19 protein-coding genes are annotated in these 17,855 nt (G+C 71.5%); 18 read left to right on the top strand and 1 reads right to left on the bottom strand.

All coding sequences use genetic code 11. The features are described 5' to 3' along the window. The first annotated feature begins 387 nt into the window (after positions 1 to 387). The 16 genes from rpsP (at position 388) to ACZ34W_RS27925 (ending at position 14,329) form a co-directional block, all read left to right on the top strand. Positions 388 to 816, top strand: a complete 429-nt coding sequence (rpsP, locus tag ACZ34W_RS28000) for a 30S ribosomal protein S16 (RefSeq protein ID WP_329489770.1) — start codon at positions 388 to 390, stop codon at positions 814 to 816. Positions 817 to 818: 2 nt separating this feature from the next. Beyond that, a complete protein-coding gene (locus tag ACZ34W_RS27995; RefSeq protein ID WP_030306741.1) occupies positions 819 to 1,058 on the top strand; it encodes an RNA-binding protein in 240 nt (79 codons plus the stop codon). A gap of 234 nt (positions 1,059 to 1,292) precedes the next feature. Then, the gene (rimM, locus tag ACZ34W_RS27990; RefSeq protein WP_465608031.1) at positions 1,293 to 1,925 is read left to right on the top strand and encodes a ribosome maturation factor RimM; all 633 of its coding nucleotides are present in this window, start codon (positions 1,293 to 1,295) and stop codon (positions 1,923 to 1,925) included. 56 nt (positions 1,926 to 1,981) lie between these two features. Beyond that, positions 1,982 to 2,800 carry a tRNA (guanosine(37)-N1)-methyltransferase TrmD gene (trmD, locus tag ACZ34W_RS27985; protein ID WP_465608080.1) on the top strand — a complete coding sequence of 273 codons (819 nt, stop codon included), beginning with the start codon at positions 1,982 to 1,984 and terminating at the stop codon, positions 2,798 to 2,800. A 154-nt stretch (positions 2,801 to 2,954) separates the two neighbouring features. Beyond that, a complete protein-coding gene (gene rplS, locus ACZ34W_RS27980) occupies positions 2,955 to 3,305 on the top strand; it encodes a 50S ribosomal protein L19 (protein WP_063347674.1) in 351 nt (116 codons plus the stop codon). Positions 3,306 to 3,523: 218 nt separating this feature from the next. Then, positions 3,524 to 4,360, top strand: coding sequence for a signal peptidase I (gene lepB / locus ACZ34W_RS27975; RefSeq protein WP_465608029.1), 837 nt, complete (start codon positions 3,524 to 3,526; stop codon positions 4,358 to 4,360). A 187-nt stretch (positions 4,361 to 4,547) separates the two neighbouring features. Continuing rightward, the gene (gene lepB, locus ACZ34W_RS27970; protein ID WP_465608028.1) at positions 4,548 to 5,276 is read left to right on the top strand and encodes a signal peptidase I; all 729 of its coding nucleotides are present in this window, start codon (positions 4,548 to 4,550) and stop codon (positions 5,274 to 5,276) included. A 246-nt stretch (positions 5,277 to 5,522) separates the two neighbouring features. Continuing rightward, positions 5,523 to 6,527 (top strand): signal peptidase I, encoded by a 1,005-nt coding sequence (lepB, locus tag ACZ34W_RS27965; RefSeq protein ID WP_465608026.1) that lies wholly within the window; start codon positions 5,523 to 5,525, stop codon positions 6,525 to 6,527. Between the two features lie 145 nt (positions 6,528 to 6,672). Next, positions 6,673 to 7,428 (top strand): signal peptidase I, encoded by a 756-nt coding sequence (gene lepB, locus ACZ34W_RS27960; protein WP_465608024.1) that lies wholly within the window; start codon positions 6,673 to 6,675, stop codon positions 7,426 to 7,428. Between the two features lie 199 nt (positions 7,429 to 7,627). Then, positions 7,628 to 8,101: an NUDIX hydrolase gene (locus tag ACZ34W_RS27955; RefSeq protein ID WP_465608022.1), complete on the top strand. Its 474-nt coding sequence runs from the start codon at positions 7,628 to 7,630 to the stop codon at positions 8,099 to 8,101. Positions 8,102 to 8,156: 55 nt separating this feature from the next. Continuing rightward, the gene (locus tag ACZ34W_RS27950) at positions 8,157 to 8,483 is read left to right on the top strand and encodes a DUF2469 domain-containing protein (protein ID WP_030056781.1); all 327 of its coding nucleotides are present in this window, start codon (positions 8,157 to 8,159) and stop codon (positions 8,481 to 8,483) included. Positions 8,484 to 8,885: 402 nt separating this feature from the next. Beyond that, positions 8,886 to 9,320 (top strand): YraN family protein, encoded by a 435-nt coding sequence (locus tag ACZ34W_RS27945; RefSeq protein WP_359807895.1) that lies wholly within the window; start codon positions 8,886 to 8,888, stop codon positions 9,318 to 9,320. 1 nt (position 9,321) lies between these two features. Next, complete coding sequence (locus ACZ34W_RS27940; protein WP_465608019.1) at positions 9,322 to 11,043, top strand: YifB family Mg chelatase-like AAA ATPase; 1,722 nt, start codon at positions 9,322 to 9,324, stop codon at positions 11,041 to 11,043. 2 nt (positions 11,044 to 11,045) lie between these two features. Next, positions 11,046 to 12,215, top strand: coding sequence for a DNA-processing protein DprA (dprA, locus tag ACZ34W_RS27935; RefSeq protein ID WP_465608017.1), 1,170 nt, complete (start codon positions 11,046 to 11,048; stop codon positions 12,213 to 12,215). A gap of 478 nt (positions 12,216 to 12,693) precedes the next feature. Next, a complete protein-coding gene (gene whiG, locus ACZ34W_RS27930; protein ID WP_465608078.1) occupies positions 12,694 to 13,584 on the top strand; it encodes an RNA polymerase sigma factor WhiG in 891 nt (296 codons plus the stop codon). Positions 13,585 to 13,756: 172 nt separating this feature from the next. Beyond that, entirely contained in the window at positions 13,757 to 14,329 is a 573-nt protein-coding gene (locus ACZ34W_RS27925) for a TetR/AcrR family transcriptional regulator (RefSeq protein WP_465608076.1), read from the top strand. Between the two features lie 37 nt (positions 14,330 to 14,366). Here the strand turns inward: ACZ34W_RS27925 and ACZ34W_RS27920 are convergent, their stop codons facing one another. After that, positions 14,367 to 15,119 (bottom strand): M23 family metallopeptidase, encoded by a 753-nt coding sequence (locus ACZ34W_RS27920; RefSeq protein ID WP_465608015.1) that lies wholly within the window; start codon positions 15,117 to 15,119, stop codon positions 14,367 to 14,369. 675 nt (positions 15,120 to 15,794) lie between these two features. On the opposite strand from ACZ34W_RS27920, the gene rpsB reads away from it, so the two are divergent. Together rpsB and tsf are read left to right on the top strand one after the other, a co-directional pair. After that, on the top strand, positions 15,795 to 16,703 hold the full coding sequence (rpsB, locus tag ACZ34W_RS27915) for a 30S ribosomal protein S2 (RefSeq protein WP_465608013.1): 909 nt from the start codon (positions 15,795 to 15,797) through the stop codon (positions 16,701 to 16,703). Positions 16,704 to 16,832: 129 nt separating this feature from the next. Beyond that, positions 16,833 to 17,672, top strand: a complete 840-nt coding sequence (gene tsf / locus ACZ34W_RS27910) for a translation elongation factor Ts (protein ID WP_465608011.1) — start codon at positions 16,833 to 16,835, stop codon at positions 17,670 to 17,672. Positions 17,673 to 17,855 lie beyond the last annotated feature (183 nt).

Here is a 17,855-nt window from a genome sequence, read left to right as displayed (position 1 = left end):
GGCGGTGGTGAGCCGTGGCCGTGGCCGGGTGTCGGTCGGGCGGCTCCGGGGAGTGGCTGTGCCGGTCGGTTGCCGGTCGGTTGCCGGGCGAGTGCCGGTCGGTTACCGGGCCAGTGCCGGTCGATTGCCGGGCCAGTGCCGGTCGAGCGCTTCTAAGCGTGACCGGGCGTTGACCGGGCGGCTTCGGGCCGTGGTCGGTGGCGGTCGGGCCGAGCGGGCGGCGGCGAGGCGGTTCGCGCTGGTATGGCAGAATGGACAGCTGAGTACTCGGCAGCCGAGCAGGACCCCTCTCTCCTACGGCTGGCGTGTCCCTTGAACGGCCAGCCTCGCAACCCCACGCGACGGTGCGGCCGCTCACCCACGTCAACACCAGGAGAATCCACTCCCGTGGCAGTCAAGATCAAGCTCAAGCGTCTCGGCAAGATTCGCTCCCCGCACTACCGCATCGTCGTCGCCGACTCGCGCACCAAGCGTGACGGCCGCGCGATCGAGGAGATCGGCATCTACCAGCCGACCTACAACCCCTCGAAGATCGAGGTCGACGGCGAGCGCGCCCAGTACTGGCTGTCCGTCGGCGCCCAGCCGACCGAGCCGGTTCTCGCCATCCTCAAGCTGACCGGCGACTGGCAGAAGTTCAAGGGCCTGCCGGCCCCGGCTCCGCTGCTGGTTGCCGAGCCCAAGGTCGAGGACTTCTCGCACCTGTTCGCGAAGGCCGTCGCCGGCTTCGAGGACGCCACCACCGGTGTTGCCATCACCCCGAAGGCCAAGAAGTCGGACAAGGCCGAGGCTGACGCCGACGCCGCCGTCGAGGCCTGATCGTGATCGAGGACGCCCTCGACCACCTGGTGAAGGGCATCGTCGAGCACCCCGACGAGGTGCAGGTGCGTTCGCGCAACCTGCGTCGGGGGAACACCATCGAGGTGCGTGTGCACCCCGATGACCTCGGCAAGGTGATCGGCCGGGGCGGCCGCACGGCGCGTGCACTGCGCACCGTTGTCGGCGCCCTCGGCGGTCGCAACGTCCGTGTCGACCTGGTCGACGTGGACAGCATTCGCTGACGCTGCTGCTCGTTCAGCCGTCAGGCTTGAGGCCGGTCGGGACGCATGTCGTCCCGGCCGGCCTTCTCTGTTCCCGACCGCCTTCTCGCCGTGCCCCCGCCTCCGCGGCCCTGTGCTCCAGCGCCGGGACCCGTCACGGCGACCACACCGTTGGTACCCCGTACCAGCACCCACACCCAGTGCCCAGCGCCAGCACCCAGCACTCAGCACCCAGCACCCAGGAGAACGATCACCGTGCAGCTCGTCGTCGGTAAGATCGGCCGCGCCCACGGCATCAAGGGGGATGTCAGCGTCGAGGTCCGCACCGATGAGCCGGAACTCCGGCTCGGTCCCGGTGCCGTCCTCCTCACCGACCCCGCGTCGGCCGGACCGCTGACCGTCGAGTCCGGCAAGGTGCACAGCGGCCGGCTGCTGCTGCGCTTCGCCGGCGTCAAGGACCGCAACGACGCAGAGGCCCTGCGCGGCACCGTCCTGATCGCCGAGGTCGACCCGGAGGAGAGCCCCGAGGACCCGGAGGAGTACTACGATCACCAGCTGATCGGTCTGGACGTCGTCCTGCTCGACGGCACCCCGGTCGGTGAGCTCACCGAGGTCGTCCACCTCCCGTACCAGGACCTGCTCACGGTGGAGAAGCCCGACGGGACGGAGGTGCTGGTGCCCTTCGTCACCCGCATCGTGCCGACCATCGACCTGGAGAACCAGCGCGTCGTTATCGACCCGCCGGGCGGCCTGATCGACCCGGAGCAGGCCGAGGTCGTGCGGGGCGAGTCGGACGACGCGGATGCGTCGGACGGGTCGGAGGGGTCGGAGGGGTCAGACAGGTCGGACGGGTCGGACGAGTCGGTGGATCCGGAGGAGTCGGAGTGACCGCCGAGGAACTGTCGCCGCAGGAGCTGCCCGCGGTGCGGGGCGTCCAGGACGGGATGCGGATCGACGTCGTAACGATCTTCCCCGAGTACCTGGAGCCGCTGAACATCTCCCTGGTCGGCAAGGCCCGCGCCCGCGGTCAGCTGGATGTGCACGTCCACGACCTGCGCGGCTGGACGCACGACATCCACCGCACGGTGGACGACAGCCCGTACGGCGGCGGACCGGGCATGGTGATGAAGCCCGAGCCGTGGGGCGAGGCGCTGGACGGCGTGCTGAGCGCGGGCCCCGACGGGGAGGTGCCCACGCTGGTGGTGCCCACCCCGAGCGGGCGCCCCTTCACCCAGGAACTGGCCCAGGAGCTCGCCGGACGCCCGTGGCTCACCTTCACTCCGGCCCGGTACGAGGGCATCGACCGGCGGGTGATCGAGGAGGCGGCCGCCCGGATGCCGGTGATCGAGGTGTCGATCGGCGACTACGTCCTGGCCGGCGGCGAGGTCGCCGTGCTGGTGATGGTCGAGGCGATCGCCCGGCTGCTGCCCGGGGTGCTCGGCAACGCCGAGTCCCACCGGGACGACTCCTTCGCGCCCGGCGCCATGGCCGACCTGCTGGAGGGCCCGGTCTACACCAAGCCCGCCGAGTGGCGCGGCCGGACCGTGCCGGACGTCCTGCTCAGCGGCAACCACGGCCGGATCGCCCGCTGGCGGCGCGAGCAGGCCTTCGCCCGGACCCTGGCGAACCGCCCCGATCTGGTCGAGCGCTGGCAGTACGGCGGCTTCGACAAGAAGGACCGTGAGGCGCTGAGCATCCTCGGCCTGGCCTGGGACGAGCAGCTCGGTCGATTTCGGTCTGTGGTCGATGGTGTGGAAGAATAGGTCGCTGCTGTCTGTCGCTGGTCTCCTCACGTAGGAGTCACGTGGTCCGGTGCCCTCGCCACGGGGGGAACATCGCCAACCGATGCGGCCCGCAGCGAACCCCATTGTGACGAACTTCCGTGGGCGGCCCGTGGCGCCTGCGATGGAGAGCAACATGAGCAACAAGCTCGCTGCTGTCGACGCGGCCTCGCTGCGTAGCGACATTCCGGCCTTCCGCGCCGGTGACACCCTGAAGGTCCACGTCCGGGTCATCGAGGGCAACCGCTCTCGTGTCCAGGTCTTCCAGGGCGTCGTCATCCGCCGCCACGGCGCCGGTGTCGGCGAGACCTTCACCGTTCGCAAGGTCAGCTTCAACGTCGGCGTGGAGCGCACCTTCCCGGTGCACACCCCGGTCGTCGAGAAGATCGAGGTCGTGACCCGCGGTGCGGTTCGCCGCGCCAAGCTGTACTACCTGCGTGACCTCCGCGGCAAGGCCGCGAAGATCAAGGAGAAGCGCGACCGCTGATCCACCGTCCCCCGGTACTCCCGGGGGATCGGAGCGCTCTAGGGGGCGCGGCTGCCGCACGGTAAGCTCACCCCCCGATGAGCACGCACGAACCATCCGCGGACCGCGACGGCTGTCCCGCACCCACCGGTGCGGACTCGCCGTCGCGGTCCGCGGCCGTTTCCACGACCGCGCCCGCCACGGCGCCGGTGCCCGCCACGGCGCCGATGGTGGAGCCGGTGCTCGAGCCGGGCACCCGGCGCGTCCCCGAGGCCCAGGCGCCCCGGGAGGCGGTCCCGGACTCCGAGCGGACCTCGGCCGACGGCTCGGTGGAGGACTCGGTGGAGGACTCGGCGGGCGCTGCGGCCGACGTTTCGGTGGACGAGCCCGGGGTGGTGCCCCGTTCGCGCTCGCGTGACCTCCTTCTGCTGGTGGGTATCTGCCTGCTGTCCCTGCTCCTGGTGAACGCCTTCGTGGCGCGGCCGTTCGCGGTGCCGTCCGGGTCGATGGAGAACAGCCTTCGCCCGGGCGACCGCCTGATCGCGAACCAACTGGCCTACTCCTTCGGAGGGCATCCGCAGCGCGGTGACGTCGTGGTCTTCGACGGGAGGGGCTCCTTCCTGCGTGGGTCGGCCGAGCCGACCGGGTTCGGGAACGCACTGCGCTCGCTCGTCCGGGATCTCGGACTTGCGCCGGCCGACGACTCGGTCTACGTCAAGCGCGTCATCGGCGTCGGCGGGGACCGGGTGACCAGTACCGGGCCGGGCGCGCGGATCACAGTCAACGGCGTACCGGTCGACGAGTCCTCCTACCTCGCACCGGGGGACGAGCCGTCGAAGGTGGCCTTCGATGTGGTGGTGCCGGCCGGAAAGCTGTGGGTCATGGGGGACCACCGCGATGCCTCCCGTGACTCGCGGGACCACCTGGGTGAGCCCGGTGGCGGGTTCGTGCCCGAGGGCAAGGTGATCGGACGGGCGGAGTGGGTGGTCTACCCGGTCGGCCACTGGACCGGCCTGGACCGGTCGGCGGCGTTCGCCGCGGTAGGGGGGACCGGTGGCCATGGGGACCAGAGGTAGGGGCCGCCTGGCGGACCGACCCTCCGACGCGGTACCGGGCGATCCGGCGGGAGCACACGGACCGGGGACGTCCGGTCCGGAGGCAGCGACGCCCATCCGCGGGCGGGCCGACCGTCGGCGTACCGCCCGCCGGGCCGCCCGCCGCCGCAAGCGCTCGCTCCTGCACGAGATCCCGCTGATCGTCCTGGTGGCACTGCTGGTGGCCCTGGTGATGAAGACCTTCATGGTGCAGGTGTTCGTCATCCCCTCCGGTTCGATGGAGCAGACCATCCAGATCGGCGACCGGGTGCTGGTGGACAAGCTCACCCCCTGGTTCGGTGCCGAGCCGGGGCGCGGCGACGTCGTGGTGTTCAAGGATCCGGGCGGTTGGCTGGAGGCCGACCACAAGCCGTCCACGGATGGGCCGGTGCTTCGCGGGGCGAAGCAGGTCCTCACTTTCGTCGGGCTGCTGCCGTCCGACAGCGAGCAGGATCTGATCAAGCGGGTGATCGGTGTCGGCGGGGACACCGTGGAGTGCTGCGACGAGCAGGGCCGCCTCAGCGTCAACGGCACGGCGGTGGACGAGCCGTACCTGTCGCCGGGCAACCCGCCGTCCCGCCAGCCGTTCAAGGTGAAGGTGCCGCAGGGGCGGCTCTGGGTGATGGGCGATCATCGGGACGTGTCGGCCGATTCCCGTTTTCACATGGGTAATCCGGGGCAGGGCACCATCCCACTGAGTGGTGTGGTCGGTCAGGCGTTCGTGGTGGCCTGGCCGGTCGGCCGGGTCCATCAACTTGATGCCCGGTCCGCGGACGTCCGTGGAACTGGGCCGGAAGCGATGGATGTTGGGCCGCTTCCGAAGGAACCTCCGCTCGTTATGGGTGTGTTGGGCATCCTTCCGCTCATCGGCCGAAGGCCTGGGCGGCCTCGGGAGTAGGTCCGGCTGACCGGTGGAGGGCCGGCCGGCGTGCGTGGGAGCGCGAGCCGGATGCCTGGGAGTGATAGAGAAGTGCTGGTGCGGCCGGTACGCGACAACGGCCGCGTCCGGAGGCTGTGCCGGTGTCAGGTGTCCCCCAAGAGGGCGGCCCTGAGGCCGGGGCACGGTCGATGGTGGAGGTAGTGCCCGCTGTGCGGCACTGTGAGCGCGGACGCGCAGGCGTCCGCACAGCTGGGAGGAGACGTTGTGGGGGATTTGGTGATCGGCGCCCGCTCAGGCGCCGGAGAGCCCGAGGGCTCCGGTCATCGGGCGGAACGGTCGACGGAGTCCGCAGTGTCTTCGAGTTCCGCGGAGGACGCGGCGGTTCAGTCCGCGGACGAGCAGGGCAGTGGTGAGGGCGACGGTTCCGACGCCCGGGACGACGACATGAGCTCTGACGGCGGGTCGGAGGAGAAGGCCGGCGGCAAGGAGCACAAGCAGCGCTCGTTCTGGAAGGAACTGCCGATTCTGATCGGCATCGCGCTGGTCCTGGCGCTGGTGATCAAGACTTTCTTCGTCCAGGCGTTCTCCATTCCGTCGGAGTCGATGCAGAACACGCTTCAGGTCGGCGACCGCGTCCTGGTGGACAAGCTGACCCCGTGGTTCGGAGCCGAGCCCGAGCGGGGCGAGGTCGTGGTGTTCCACGACCCGGGCGGCTGGCTGGCGGACGAGCCCACCAAGCAGAGCGACAACTCCTTCGTACGGGGGGTGCAGGACGTGCTCAGCTTCGTCGGCCTGATGCCCTCCGAGAACGAGAAGGACCTGATCAAGCGGGTCATCGCGGTCGGTGGGGACACCGTCGAGTGCGAGGGCGAGGGGCCGGTCAAGGTCAACGGGATCGCTCTCAACGAGCCTTATGTGTTCCCCGGTAACACCCCCTGCGGGACGAAGCCCTTCGGCCCGGTGAAGGTGCCGGACGGCCGCATCTGGGTGATGGGTGACCACCGAGCGGACTCGCTGGACTCCCGCTTCCACATGGACCAGCCGGGTGGCGGCACCGTTCCGGTGGACGAGGTCATCGGACGGGCCTTCGTGGTGGCCTGGCCGATCAACCACTGGTCGACACTGCCGGTGCCGGACACCTTCGACCAGAAGGGTCTGGCGGCGGCCGTGCCGTTCGTTCCGCCCGTGGCCGGCGCGGTCGGCGCGGTCGGCCTGCTTCCGCTGGTGCGCCGGCTGAAGGGCCGGTCGGAGCGCGCGAAGCGGTCCTGACCACCACCGGGTCGCCCCCGGGTCTTGCGCGGGCCGTGGTACCGACGAGTAATCTGCTCGGACGTGCCACGGCCCGCCGGGTTTTCCGCCTGTGGCCCCGGCGTGCCATGAGCGGTCCCGGGTCAGGCAGGGGTGGATGGTTTCGATGAGCAGTGTCGCGACACCGACGGCGGACCGCCCGCCCGCGCCCGGACGGTCCCGGCCCAGGCCGGCCGCGGTGCTGCAGGGCGTGCTGATCGGGCTCGGTCTGGTCCTGCTGGTCGGCGGCTTCGTGGTCATGGCGCTGGACTACCGGCCGTACGGCATTCCGACCGGCTCGATGACCCCGACGCTCAAGGTCGGGGACACCGTCGTCGCCCGGCAGATCGACGGCAAGGACGTCGGCCGGGGTGACGTCGTGGTCTTCCGCGACCAGGCGTGGGGCGGTGAACTCATGGTCAAGCGCGTGGTCGCGGTCGGCGGGGACACCGTGGCGACCACCGGGGACGACCAACGGCTGACCGTCAACGGCAAGCCGGTGGAAGAGCCGTACCTGGAGACGCAGGGCCCGCAGGGGAGCGCGTTCAGCGTGGACGTGCCTCCTGGCCGGCTCTTTCTGCTGGGAGACAACCGACAGGGGTCGCTCGACTCCCGCCTCCACCTGGAGGTCGACGGCGGCACGATCCCCGCCACCGAGGTGGAGGCCCGGGTGGAGGCCACCGTCCTGCCCTTCGGCCGGACGGGTCTGTTCGCCCGCACCACCGCCTTCGACGTGCTCGGTGGGCCGAAGGCCGGCGAGCCGGGACCGTTGGAGCCGGCCTTCTACGCCACCGTTGTAGGCGCGGCGATGATCGTCGTGACCTGTGGGGTGAGCGGGGCGGCCGGTGCGGCCCGCCGGCTGGGACGCCGCCGCGACGCTTGACGGGTGCCACGGCCGCCGCTCCGGCGGGCGCCGCCGCCCCGATCGGCGGCGCAGCCTCAGTTCGAGTCGGCGCCGACGGCCGCGCGACCGCCGGTGACCGTGGCCCGAGCGCTCTGCCGAACATCGCCCCGGCAGGTCCTGCCGGGTGGCAGGATCGAGGGGATCGGCCCGGCGAACGAGGGGAGGGGGGAGGGCGGCGATGACGGCCAAGCACCGCAAGGCTTCACGGATCCTGCTGTTGGACGGGCAGGACCGCCTGCTTCTCTTCCGGGGCTCGGATCCGGTGATGCCGGACGTCACCTGGTGGTTCACCCCCGGAGGAGGCCTGGAACCGGGGGAGAGCATTCGCGAGGCCGCGGTGCGCGAGCTCGCCGAGGAGACGGGGCTGCGGGGCGTGGACCTGGGGCCCGTGGTTGCGTACGACACGGTTTCGTACTCCTTTCGGGAGCAGCGCTACGAGCAGGAGCAGTGGTTCCACCTGGCCCGGACCGTGGAGACGGTGCTCGATCATTCGAGGATGGGCAGGGACGAGCACGCCGAACTGCTCGCGGCACGCTGGTGGACGGTCGAGGAGCTGGGGGAGACCGCCGAAACGATCTATCCGATCGGGCTGGCGGACTTCGTGGGGCGACTGCTGGCCGAGGGGCCGCCAGTCACGCCGGTAAGGCTCTGAGGGTGAGTGCGGTGGTCCACAATGGGTGGACGTGACAAGTTGAGGGGACGCCTGGATGAGTGCCGAAGATCTCGAGAAGTACGAGACCGAGATGGAGCTCAAGCTCTACCGGGAGTACCGGGACGTCGTCGGCCTGTTCAAGTACGTGATTGAGACCGAGCGACGCTTCTACCTCACCAACGACTACGAGCTGCAGGTGCACTCGGTCCAGGGCGAGGTCTTCTTCGAGGTGTCGATGGCGGATGCGTGGGTCTGGGACATGTACCGGCCGGCCCGGTTCGTCCGTAAGGTCCGGGTGCTGACCTTCAAGGACGTGAACATCGAGGAGCTCGCGAAGAGCGATCTGGAGCTGCCCTCGGACGAGTCCGGGTTCGGGAACTGACGTTGGACCGCTCGGTCCCGCGGTGTCCAGGGGAATTTCGACTTTCCCGGGATTCTCACTCCTGCGAGTGACAGAAGTTATCCACAGGCCCGGGTTATCCACAGGAAATAGCAACCCTCTGGCCCTGTCCCGGGCCGCACGGAAACCTCCGCGTCGGAGGTGGTCACCGTGCAGGACACCAAGCGCACTACGCGTAAGCAGAGTGAGACGCCCAAGGCCCGACCGAGTGGGCAGGCCCGGCGCAGGGCGGCGAGGGCACCGGAGGAGTACCAGGCGGAGCTGTCCGGGCTCGGAAACGGGCCAGCTCCGCCGCGCACTGAGCAGGCCGACCCGGAGAAGGCCGGTCCTGAGCAAGCCGTTCTCGAGAAGGCCGGTCCTGAGCGGGGCGGTCCGGGGAAGGCCCTGTCGGGGCGCGGCACGAACAACGGGCTGGGCCGTTACGGGGAGCGGGTCGCCGCCCGGCGGCTCGCCGAGAGCGGCCTCAGGATCCTGGACCGCAACTGGCGCTGCGTCGAGGGCGAGCTGGACATCGTCGCCCTCGACGGCGACACCCTGGCCGTCTGTGAGGTAAAGACCCGCTCCGAGCGGGGATTCCAGCAGCCGAGCGAGGCCATCGACCGAGCCAAGGCCGCCCGACTCCAGCGATTGGCGGAGCGCTGGGTGGCGGAGCGCTGGCCCGGCCACTTCGCCAGGTTGGCCGGCCCCGGGTACAGCCCCGCGCCGGCGGACCCGCAGTGGCCGCCCGTGCCGCCCGGCGGCGTCCGGATCGACCTCGTGGCCGTCATCAACCGGGCCCGGGGCGCCGCCTCGGTGGACCACCTGAGGGGGGTGGTCTGAGATGGCCTTCGCCCGTACCTGTTCCGTCGCGCTGGTCGGCGTCGACGGTGTGATCGTCGAGGTCCAGGCCGATCTGGAGCCCGGAGTCGCCGCCTTCACCCTGGTCGGTCTGCCCGACAAAGCCCTCTCCGAGGCCCGCGACCGGGTGCGCGCGGCCCTGGTGAACAGCGGCGAGGTCTGGCCGCAGCGAAAGCTCACCGTCGGACTCAGCCCCGCCTCGGTACCGAAGAGTGGCAGCGGCTTCGACCTCGCGGTGGCCTGCGCCGTCCTCGCCGCCGCCGAGCGCTTGGATCCGTCCTCCATCGCCGAACTGCTGATCATCGGCGAGCTGGGGCTCGACGGGCGGGTGCGCCCGGTACGCGGCATCCTGCCGTCGGTGCTCGCCGCCGCCGACGCCGGTTACCAGCGGGTCGTGGTGGCCGAACAGACTGCCGCCGAGGCCTCCCTGGTCCCGGGCGTGACCGTCATCGGCGTGCGCAGCCTGCGGCAGCTCGTCGCCGTCCTGACCGGCGCACCCGAGCCGGAGGAGCCGCCCGACCCGATCAGCGGCCGCCCGGATCCCCTGATGGCCGGGCTGATGCTCCCCACCGCAGGGGTGCGCGGACTGCCCGACGACCGGGCCGCCCGGCTGGACCTGGCGGACGTCGCCGGCCAGTACGAGGCCCGACGCGCCCTGGAGATCGCCGCCGCCGGTGGTCACCACCTGTACTTGAAAGGTCCACCGGGCGCGGGCAAGACCATGTTGGCGGAGCGGCTCCCGGCGCTGCTGCCGCCACTCACCCAGAAGGAGGCCCTGGAGGTCACCGCCGTGCACTCGGTGGCCGGCCTGCTCCCGGCCGGTCGGCCACTGATCGACTGCGCGCCGTACTGCGCACCGCACCACTCCACCACCATGCCGGCCATCGTCGGCGGCGGCAGTGGCCTGCCCCGACCGGGCGCGGTCTCGCTGGCCCACCGGGGTGTGCTGTTCCTGGACGAGGCGCCGGAGTTCCCGGTCAGGGTGCTCGACGCGCTGCGCCAGCCGCTCGAATCGGGGGAGGTGGTGATCGCCCGATCGGCCGGATCGCTCAGGCTGCCGGCCAGGTTCCTGCTCTGCCTGGCCGCGAATCCCTGTCCCTGCGGGCGGTACTCGCGGCGGGGCGAGGGGTGCGAGTGCACTCCGGCGATGGTCAGCCGGTACCAGGGGCGGCTGTCCGGACCGCTGCTCGACCGGGTCGACCTCCAAGTCCAGGTCGCTCCGGTGACCAGGGTCGAGCTGATGGAGCGGGACACCACGGCGGAGAGCACCGCGACCGTGGCGGCCCGGGTGCTTGCCGCGCGGGAGCGCGCGGCGGCGCGGCTGGCGCACACACCGTGGCGGACCAATGCCGAAGTGCCCGGCCATGAGCTGCGAACCCGATGGCAGCTCGGCCCCAACGCGCTGAACGATGCCGCCCGACAGCTGGAGCGCGGTCTGCTGACCGCCCGCGGCCTGGACCGGGTGCTCAGGGTCGCCTGGACGGTCGCCGATCTCGCCGGGCGCGACCGGCCGGACCAGCGGGACGTACGGACGGCCCTGGTGCTCCGCATCGGTGTGGAGCAGGGGCTGCCCTTGACCGAGCGCTCCTTCGGCCGGCTCGGCGGCGAGCCGCTGCCGCCGGCCGGGCCGAAGGGCGACCGGCTGCTCCGTGCCGGTCCACCTGCCGCGTCACCCGATCAGCGGCCGAGCGACAAGGAGACCTGAGCATGAACCAGACGATGAACCACCCTCAGCACCCCTCCGAAGCGGGGCGGGAGGCCGAGCCCGAGCGTCTCGCCAGGGCAGCGCTGAGCAGGCTCAGCGAACCGGGCGACGCCGTCCTGGGCCGGTGGCTCACCCAGCTCGACGCCGCCGATGTCGTCCGGGCGATCCGGGACGGCACCGTCCCCGACCATCCGGGCCCGGACGCGGAGCGGCTCGCCGCCTACCGGGCCAGGCTGGTCGACGTCGACCCCGTCGCGGACCTGGAGCGAGTGCGTACGGCCGGTGGGCGCTTCATCATTCCGGGCGACACGGAATGGCCGAGCCAACTCGACGACCTGGGAGCCGGCAGACCGCTCGGGCTCTGGTTGTCCGGGACGGGTTCCCTGCGACTGCTCGCCCTCCGCTCGGTCGCGGTCGTCGGCGCGCGGGCCTGCACGGCCTACGGAGCGCACGTCGCGGGGGAGCTGTCGGCGCAACTGGCCGAACGCGGGTGGGTGGTGGCCTCCGGCGCGGCGTACGGGATCGACGCGGCCGCCCACCGGGGTGCGCTGGCCGTCGGGGGGATGAGCATCGGAGTCCTCGCCTGCGGGGTCGATGTGGCCTACCCGAGGGGCAACGCCCAGTTGATCCGACGGATCGCCTCCCAGGGACTGCTGCTGAGCGAGCTTCCGCCGGGGGAGCACCCGAACCGGTTCCGGTTCGTGCTGCGCAATCGCGTGATCGCGGCCCTCACCCGAGGGACGGTGGTGGTCGAGGCGGCGTTGCGCAGCGGGGCGCTGAGTACGGCCAGACGCGCCCGGGACCTCAACCGGCACACGATGGGTGTCGCCGGCCCGGTGACGTCGGAGCTCTCGGCCGGAGTGCACGCCCTGATTCGCGGCGGCGCCACGCTGGTCACCGACGCGGCGGAGGTCGCCGAGCTGATCGGCGCGATCGGTGACGACCTCGCGCCCCAACGCGGCGGGCCGGTGCTGCCGAGGGACCTCCTGGAGCCGGTCGTGGCGAGGGTCCTGGAGGCGGTGCCGGCGACGGCGGATGGTGCGCCGGTGGAGCGCCTGGCCCGGCAGTCGGGTCTCCCGCCGGACGAAGTGCTCCACCGGCTCTACGAGTTGGGGTCGCTCGGCTTCGTGGAACGGCACGGTGCCCACTGGCGACTGGTGCGTGGCCGGTGACCGATCGGGCGGATCAGGACGAATCGGGAGGCGGCCGGGTGCGCCGCCGTCGGCGGGAGGTGGGGCGGTGAATCGCCGGTCAAGGCGTTCACCCCCGCTGCCGGGTCCCGGCGACACGAACGCCACCGGATCGGGGGACGACCGAGTGGCGGTAGCACATTGCAGTGAGTCGGTCACGCTACGCTCGCCATGCCTTCCCTATCAGCACATGACTCGGCAGAACGGCGCAGACCAACGCATGCCCACACACATTCCCGGACACAGAGTGACCGGTGGCGCCCGGTCCTCGGGAGGGCCGCGGACCGAGCGGCGCCCCGTGACCGAGTTCCCGCCCAAGGCGACGGGTGCGATGGGGGCCCTTGCCCGGCAGGGTGGCCGACCGGCGCACACCGGCGCGTACGCCGGTCGGCCGGACGAGCCCGGTCCGCCGGACGCTTCCGAAGCGGCCGGTACGTCCGAAGTGGCTACCGCCCCCGAGGTGGCCGCCGTCCCCGGCCCGGCCCAGGGCCAGGACGCCGCGCCCGTACGCGCGGAGACGTCCACCCCCGCGGAGGTGCCCGCTCCCGTCGGGACGCCGGCACCACGGCGGGAGTCGGGCGTCGGCTCCGACCGCACGGCGCTGGAAGCGCTCTGGCGCTCCTACAAGGAGACGGGCGACCAGCGATTGCGGGAGCAGCTGATCCTGCACTACTCACCGCTCGTCAAATACGTGGCGGGCCGCGTCGGGGTCGGTCTGCCCTCCAACGTCGAGCAGGCGGACTTCGTCTCCTCGGGTGTCTTCGGGCTGATCGACGCGATCGAGAAGTTCGACATCGATCGGGCCATCAAGTTCGAGACCTACGCGATCAGCCGGATCCGCGGCGCGATCATCGACGAGCTCCGGGCCCTGGACTGGATCCCGCGTTCGGTGCGGCAGAAGGCGAAGGCGGTCGAGCGGACGTACGCGACCCTGGAGGCCCGGCTGCGCCGCACACCGCACGAGCCCGAGGTCGCGGCCGAGATGGGCATCGCGATCGAGGACCTGCACGCCATCTTCAGCCAGCTCTCCCTCGCCAACGTGGTGGCGCTGGACGAACTGCTCCACCCGGTGGGCGAGGGCGGGGACCGGCCGAGCCTGGGCGACACCCTGGAGGACCGCGGCGCGGACAACCCCGTGGAGGTGGCCGAGGACCGGGAGCTGCGCAGACTGCTGGCACAGGCGATCAACACCCTGCCCGAGCGGGAGAAGACCGTCGTGACGCTCTACTACTACGAGGGCCTCACCCTCGCGGAGATCGGCCAGGTGCTGGGGGTGACGGAGAGTCGGGTCAGCCAGATCCACACCAAGTCGGTGCTGCAGTTGCGAGCCAAGCTGTCGGACATCCGGTAGCGGCCCCTTCGGCACCCGATCGTTCAGCAGCACCGACCCCTGGCGGGCCGCCTACGGGGTGCTTCTGCCCTGCCGCCGGATCCCCTCCGCGCACCCCGTCATGCGCGGCGCCGTATCGGCGGGGTGTAGGGCTCCGTACAGTGGGACAGTGCCGAAGATCCGAGCGGCCACTTTGGCCGAGCACCGACAGCTGCAGCGGGCAGCCCTCCTCGATGCTGCCCGCAGCCTGCTCACCGAGGGGGGAATGGATGCCCTGACCTTCCCCGCGCTCGCGGCGCGCACCGGTCTGGCGCGCTCCTCGGTCTACGAGTACTTCCGTTCCCGCGCCGCTGTGGTCGAGCTGCTCTGCGAGGTCGACTTCCCGCTCTGGGCGGCCGAGATCGAGGCCGGGATGGAGAGCTGCGACACCGCGGCGGCCCGGATCGAGGCCTACGTCCGAGGTCAGCTCGCGCTGGCCGGGGACCCTCGGCACCGGGCGGTGGTGGCGATCTCGGCGCTGGAGCTGGACGAAGCGGCGCGCGAGCGGATCCGGGCGGCCCACGGCAAGCTCGTCGGCCTGGTGGTCCAGGCCCTCCAGGACCTCGGTCACGAGCAGCCGCGGCTGGCTGCCGGGCTGCTCCAGGGAATCGTGGAGGCCGCCGTTCGGCAGGCCGAGCAGCGTCCTACCGGTGGACCGGCCCTGAGTCAGGAAGTGATCGCGGACGCCGCGGTCGCGCTCGCCCTGCACGGCCTGGGCGGGAGCTGACCGAGCCGGGCCCGGCGCTCCCGTCCGAGCACCGGTCTCAGCGCTCCCGTCCGAGCGGGAGCAGTCGGGCCGCACCGGCTCCGAAGATGGCCAGGGGATCGAGGTACCGGTCGTCGCGCAGCAGCCCCCAGTGCAGGCAGTCGTGGCCGGCGCAGTGGACGGCACCGGGGGTGAGCTGCCCGATCACTTCGCCGGCCGTGACGGTGGTGCCGGTGGCGAGGCTCCCGGTGACCGGCAGGTAGGTGGTCCGCAGCGGCGGAGATCCTGAGGCCGGGTGGGTGACGGTGACCACCGGTCGGCCCGCCACCAGGCCGGAGAAGGAGACCACCCCGGGGGCGGCCGACCGGATGTCCGCACCACCCGTGGCGGCGAGATCGACGCCCCGGTGTCCGGCGGCCCATGGTGTGGCCGGTGCCTCGAAGCGCCTGACCAGCCCACCCGGGCCGCCCACCGGCCACACCCGTCCGCTCCCGGAACCCGCACCGCCCCCGGAACTGGCACTGGCACTGGCACCGGCATCGACGGAGTCGCGCGAGCCGTGCCCCGCCGCCTCGGCGGCATGGCCCACCGGCCCCGGCAGAACGGTCAGCAGCAGGGTCGTCACCGTCACAAGCGCGAGCAGCAGCCGGCGGTTGGGTCCGGGCCCCGGCCCGAGTGGCGGGGGCGACGACAAGCCCCCGACCCCGCCGAGGGCGCCGGACGACGCGGTGGTGGACGAAGCGGCGCCGGACGGCGCGGCGGGGGAGACGGGCGGAACGAACGGAGCGGTGGCTTCCAGGGCGGTTGTCATGCCGCCGAGGTTCTCCGGGGTACGCGAGCCCGACCAGCCCCACCCCGATTCCTGTGGACAACCGGGCCCTGTGGACAGCCGCCATCCCTCCCACGGGTGACGCGCCCCGAGTGCACCCCCGGCGCGAGCTCCTCCGAGCACGCCCCACGCCCCCGCATCCACCCCTGCACGCGGCCCCTCGCCCCCACCCCCGGCCTCCCTACCCCAGCCCGGGCCAGGCCGTCCCACCGCCCCCGTCGTCCTGCCCCCGTCCACCGCCCCACCGGCCGTACCGGCGCGGTCCCGTCCGCCCTCCCACCCACTTCCCCGCCCGCCTCCCCACCGACCTCCCGTCCCTGTGGAGTCGCCCGCGGCTCGGCGCTTCCCGTACACTTCACACGCGACCCGGTCCGCCGGGTCGACTTCGCACGCCCCGCCACCGGTGGACGGATGCGGCTCAGCCGCCGCCCCCGCCAGGTGCGAGTGCCGCTCGGTCCGCCGAGCCCGAAGGGTCTCCGGACCACTCGGGCCGAAGCGGCTCGGCACGTTCGGGGCGTCAGGCGTGGCTGTCACCTGACTGTCACGGACAAAACCGAGCCTGACCCGGCCGTACGCAGACGCCGAGCGGGGAGCGCCACCGCGCGACCCACCACGTCGACTGCGCGGAGCCGGGCGCAACACCTTAGGAGTACGGCTATGGCCGTCGTCACGATGCGGGAGCTGCTGGAGAGCGGCGTCCACTTCGGTCACCAGACCCGCCGCTGGAACCCGAAGATGAAGCGCTTCATCATCACGGAGCGCAACGGCATCTACATCATCGACCTCCTGCAGTCGCTGAACTACATCGACCGCGCCTTCGAGTTCATCAAGGAGACCGTTGCCCACGGCGGCAGCGTCCTCTTCGTCGGCACGAAGAAGCAGGCCCAGGAGGCCATCGCCGAGCAGGCCACCCGCGTGGGCATGCCCTACGTGAACCAGCGCTGGCTCGGCGGCATGCTGACCAACTTCCAGACCGTCTACAAGCGCCTTCAGCGGATGAAGGAGCTCGGCGAGATCGACTTCACGGATGTGGCCGGCTCCGGCCTCACCAAGAAGGAGCTCCTGGTTCTGGAGCGCGAGCACACCAAGCTCGAGAAGACCCTCGGCGGTATCCGCGACATGCAGCGCGTTCCCAGCGCCGTCTGGATCGTGGACACCAAGAAGGAGCACATCGCTGTCGGCGAGGCCCGGAAGCTCAACATCCCGGTCGTCGCGATCCTCGACACCAACTGTGACCCCGACGAGGTCGACTACAAGATCCCGGGCAACGACGACGCGATCCGCTCCGTCACCCTGCTGACCCGTGTGATCGCCGACGCCGTCGCCGAGGGCCTCAAGTCCCGCGCGGGTGTCGCCAAGGGCGACGCGAAGGCCGAGCCGGGCGCCGACCAGCCGCTGGCCGACTGGGAGAAGGACCTCATCGAGGGCGAGAAGAAGGCTGAGGAGGCTCCGGCCGCCGACGCCGACGCCGCCACCGAGGCCCCCGCCGCCGAGGCTGCTGCCGAGGTCGAGGCCCCCGCCGCCGAGGCTGCGGCCGCCGACGAGGCTCCGGCCGAGCAGGCCTGACGTACCAAGGGTGAGGGGCACTCGCCGGTACGACACCGGTAAGTGCCCCTCTCTCCCGTGCCGGGACCGAACCAGCGGTCCCGGCACAACCCCACGCAGACACGCGAGACGCGAGAAGAGATTCACACCATGGCGAACTTCACCGCCGCGGACGTCAAGAAGCTCCGTGAGCTCACCGGCGCCGGCATGATGGACTGCAAGAAGGCTCTGGACGAGGCCGAGGGCAACGTCGACAAGGCCGTCGAGCTGCTGCGCATCAAGGGCCAGAAGGGCGTCGCCAAGCGCGAGGGCCGTGACGCCTCCAACGGCGCCGTCGCCGCGCTGATCGCCGAGGACAAGAAGTCCGGCGTTCTGGTCGAGATCAACTGCGAGACCGACTTCGTCGCCAAGGGTGACAACTTCGTGCAGGTCGCCGACGCGATCGCCGCCCACGTCGCCGCGTCCGCTCCGGCCGACCTGGAGGCCGCGCTGGCTTCCGAGATCGAGCCCGGCAAGACCGTCCAGCAGTTCGTGGACGAGGCCAACGCCACCCTGGGCGAGAAGATCGTCTTCCGACGCTTCGCCCAGTTCGCGGGTGACGGCTTCGTCGCGGTCTACCTCCACAAGACCAGCCCCGACCTCCCGCCGGCCGTCGGCGTCCTGGTCGAGCTGGACAAGGAGAACGCCGAGGTCGCCAAGGACGTCGCGCAGCACATCGCCGCCTTCGCGCCGAAGTACCTCTCCCGCGAGGACATCCCGGCCGAGGACATCGAGAACGAGCGTCGCGTCGCCGAGGCCACCGCGCGCGAGGAGGGCAAGCCCGAGGCCGCCCTGCCGAAGATCGTCGAGGGTCGCGTCACCGGCTTCGTGAAGGAGTTCTCCGTCCTGGAGCAGGCCTTCGCGAAGGACAACAAGAAGACCGTCGCCAAGGTCCTCGAGGAGAACGGCGTCGCCCTCAAGCGCTTCGCCCGCTTCCGCGTCGGCGCCTGAGCCACGTTCCACCGGACTCCCGGCACGTTTAGGCTGGGAACCGCCCCCGCCCGCTGACCAGGGCGGGAGGGACGCGCCGAACGGGCTCACCCAGCGTCATCCGTCTATGGGCGGGCCGCGTCGGCACCATGAACGACGAGGAGGCCATTGCCGTGCAGGACACCGTACCGGTTCCCGCGGCAG

Source organism: Kitasatospora sp. NPDC022856 (genome assembly GCF_055561235.1).
Note: the sequence above shows the minus strand (reverse complement) of the source record. Positions and strands in the feature narration are given on the sequence as shown.

Bases quoted from the DNA above. Each gene is read 5' to 3' on its own strand.
- trmD (WP_465608080.1), top strand. From the start codon at position 1,982: ATGCGGATCGACGTCGTAACGATCTTCCCCGAGTACCTGGAGCCGCTG.
- rplS (WP_063347674.1), top strand. From the start codon at position 2,955: ATGAGCAACAAGCTCGCTGCTGTCGACGCGGCCTCGCTGCGTAGCGAC.
- lepB (WP_465608024.1), top strand. From the start codon at position 6,673: ATGAGCAGTGTCGCGACACCGACGGCGGACCGCCCGCCCGCGCCCGGA.
- ACZ34W_RS27955 (WP_465608022.1), top strand. From the start codon at position 7,628: ATGACGGCCAAGCACCGCAAGGCTTCACGGATCCTGCTGTTGGACGGG.
- ACZ34W_RS27950 (WP_030056781.1), top strand. From the start codon at position 8,157: ATGAGTGCCGAAGATCTCGAGAAGTACGAGACCGAGATGGAGCTCAAG.
- ACZ34W_RS27940 (WP_465608019.1), top strand. From the start codon at position 9,322: ATGGCCTTCGCCCGTACCTGTTCCGTCGCGCTGGTCGGCGTCGACGGT.
- dprA (WP_465608017.1), top strand. From the start codon at position 11,046: ATGAACCAGACGATGAACCACCCTCAGCACCCCTCCGAAGCGGGGCGG.
- ACZ34W_RS27920 (WP_465608015.1), bottom strand. From the start codon at position 15,119: ATGACAACCGCCCTGGAAGCCACCGCTCCGTTCGTTCCGCCCGTCTCC.
- rpsB (WP_465608013.1), top strand. From the start codon at position 15,795: ATGGCCGTCGTCACGATGCGGGAGCTGCTGGAGAGCGGCGTCCACTTC.
- tsf (WP_465608011.1), top strand. From the start codon at position 16,833: ATGGCGAACTTCACCGCCGCGGACGTCAAGAAGCTCCGTGAGCTCACC.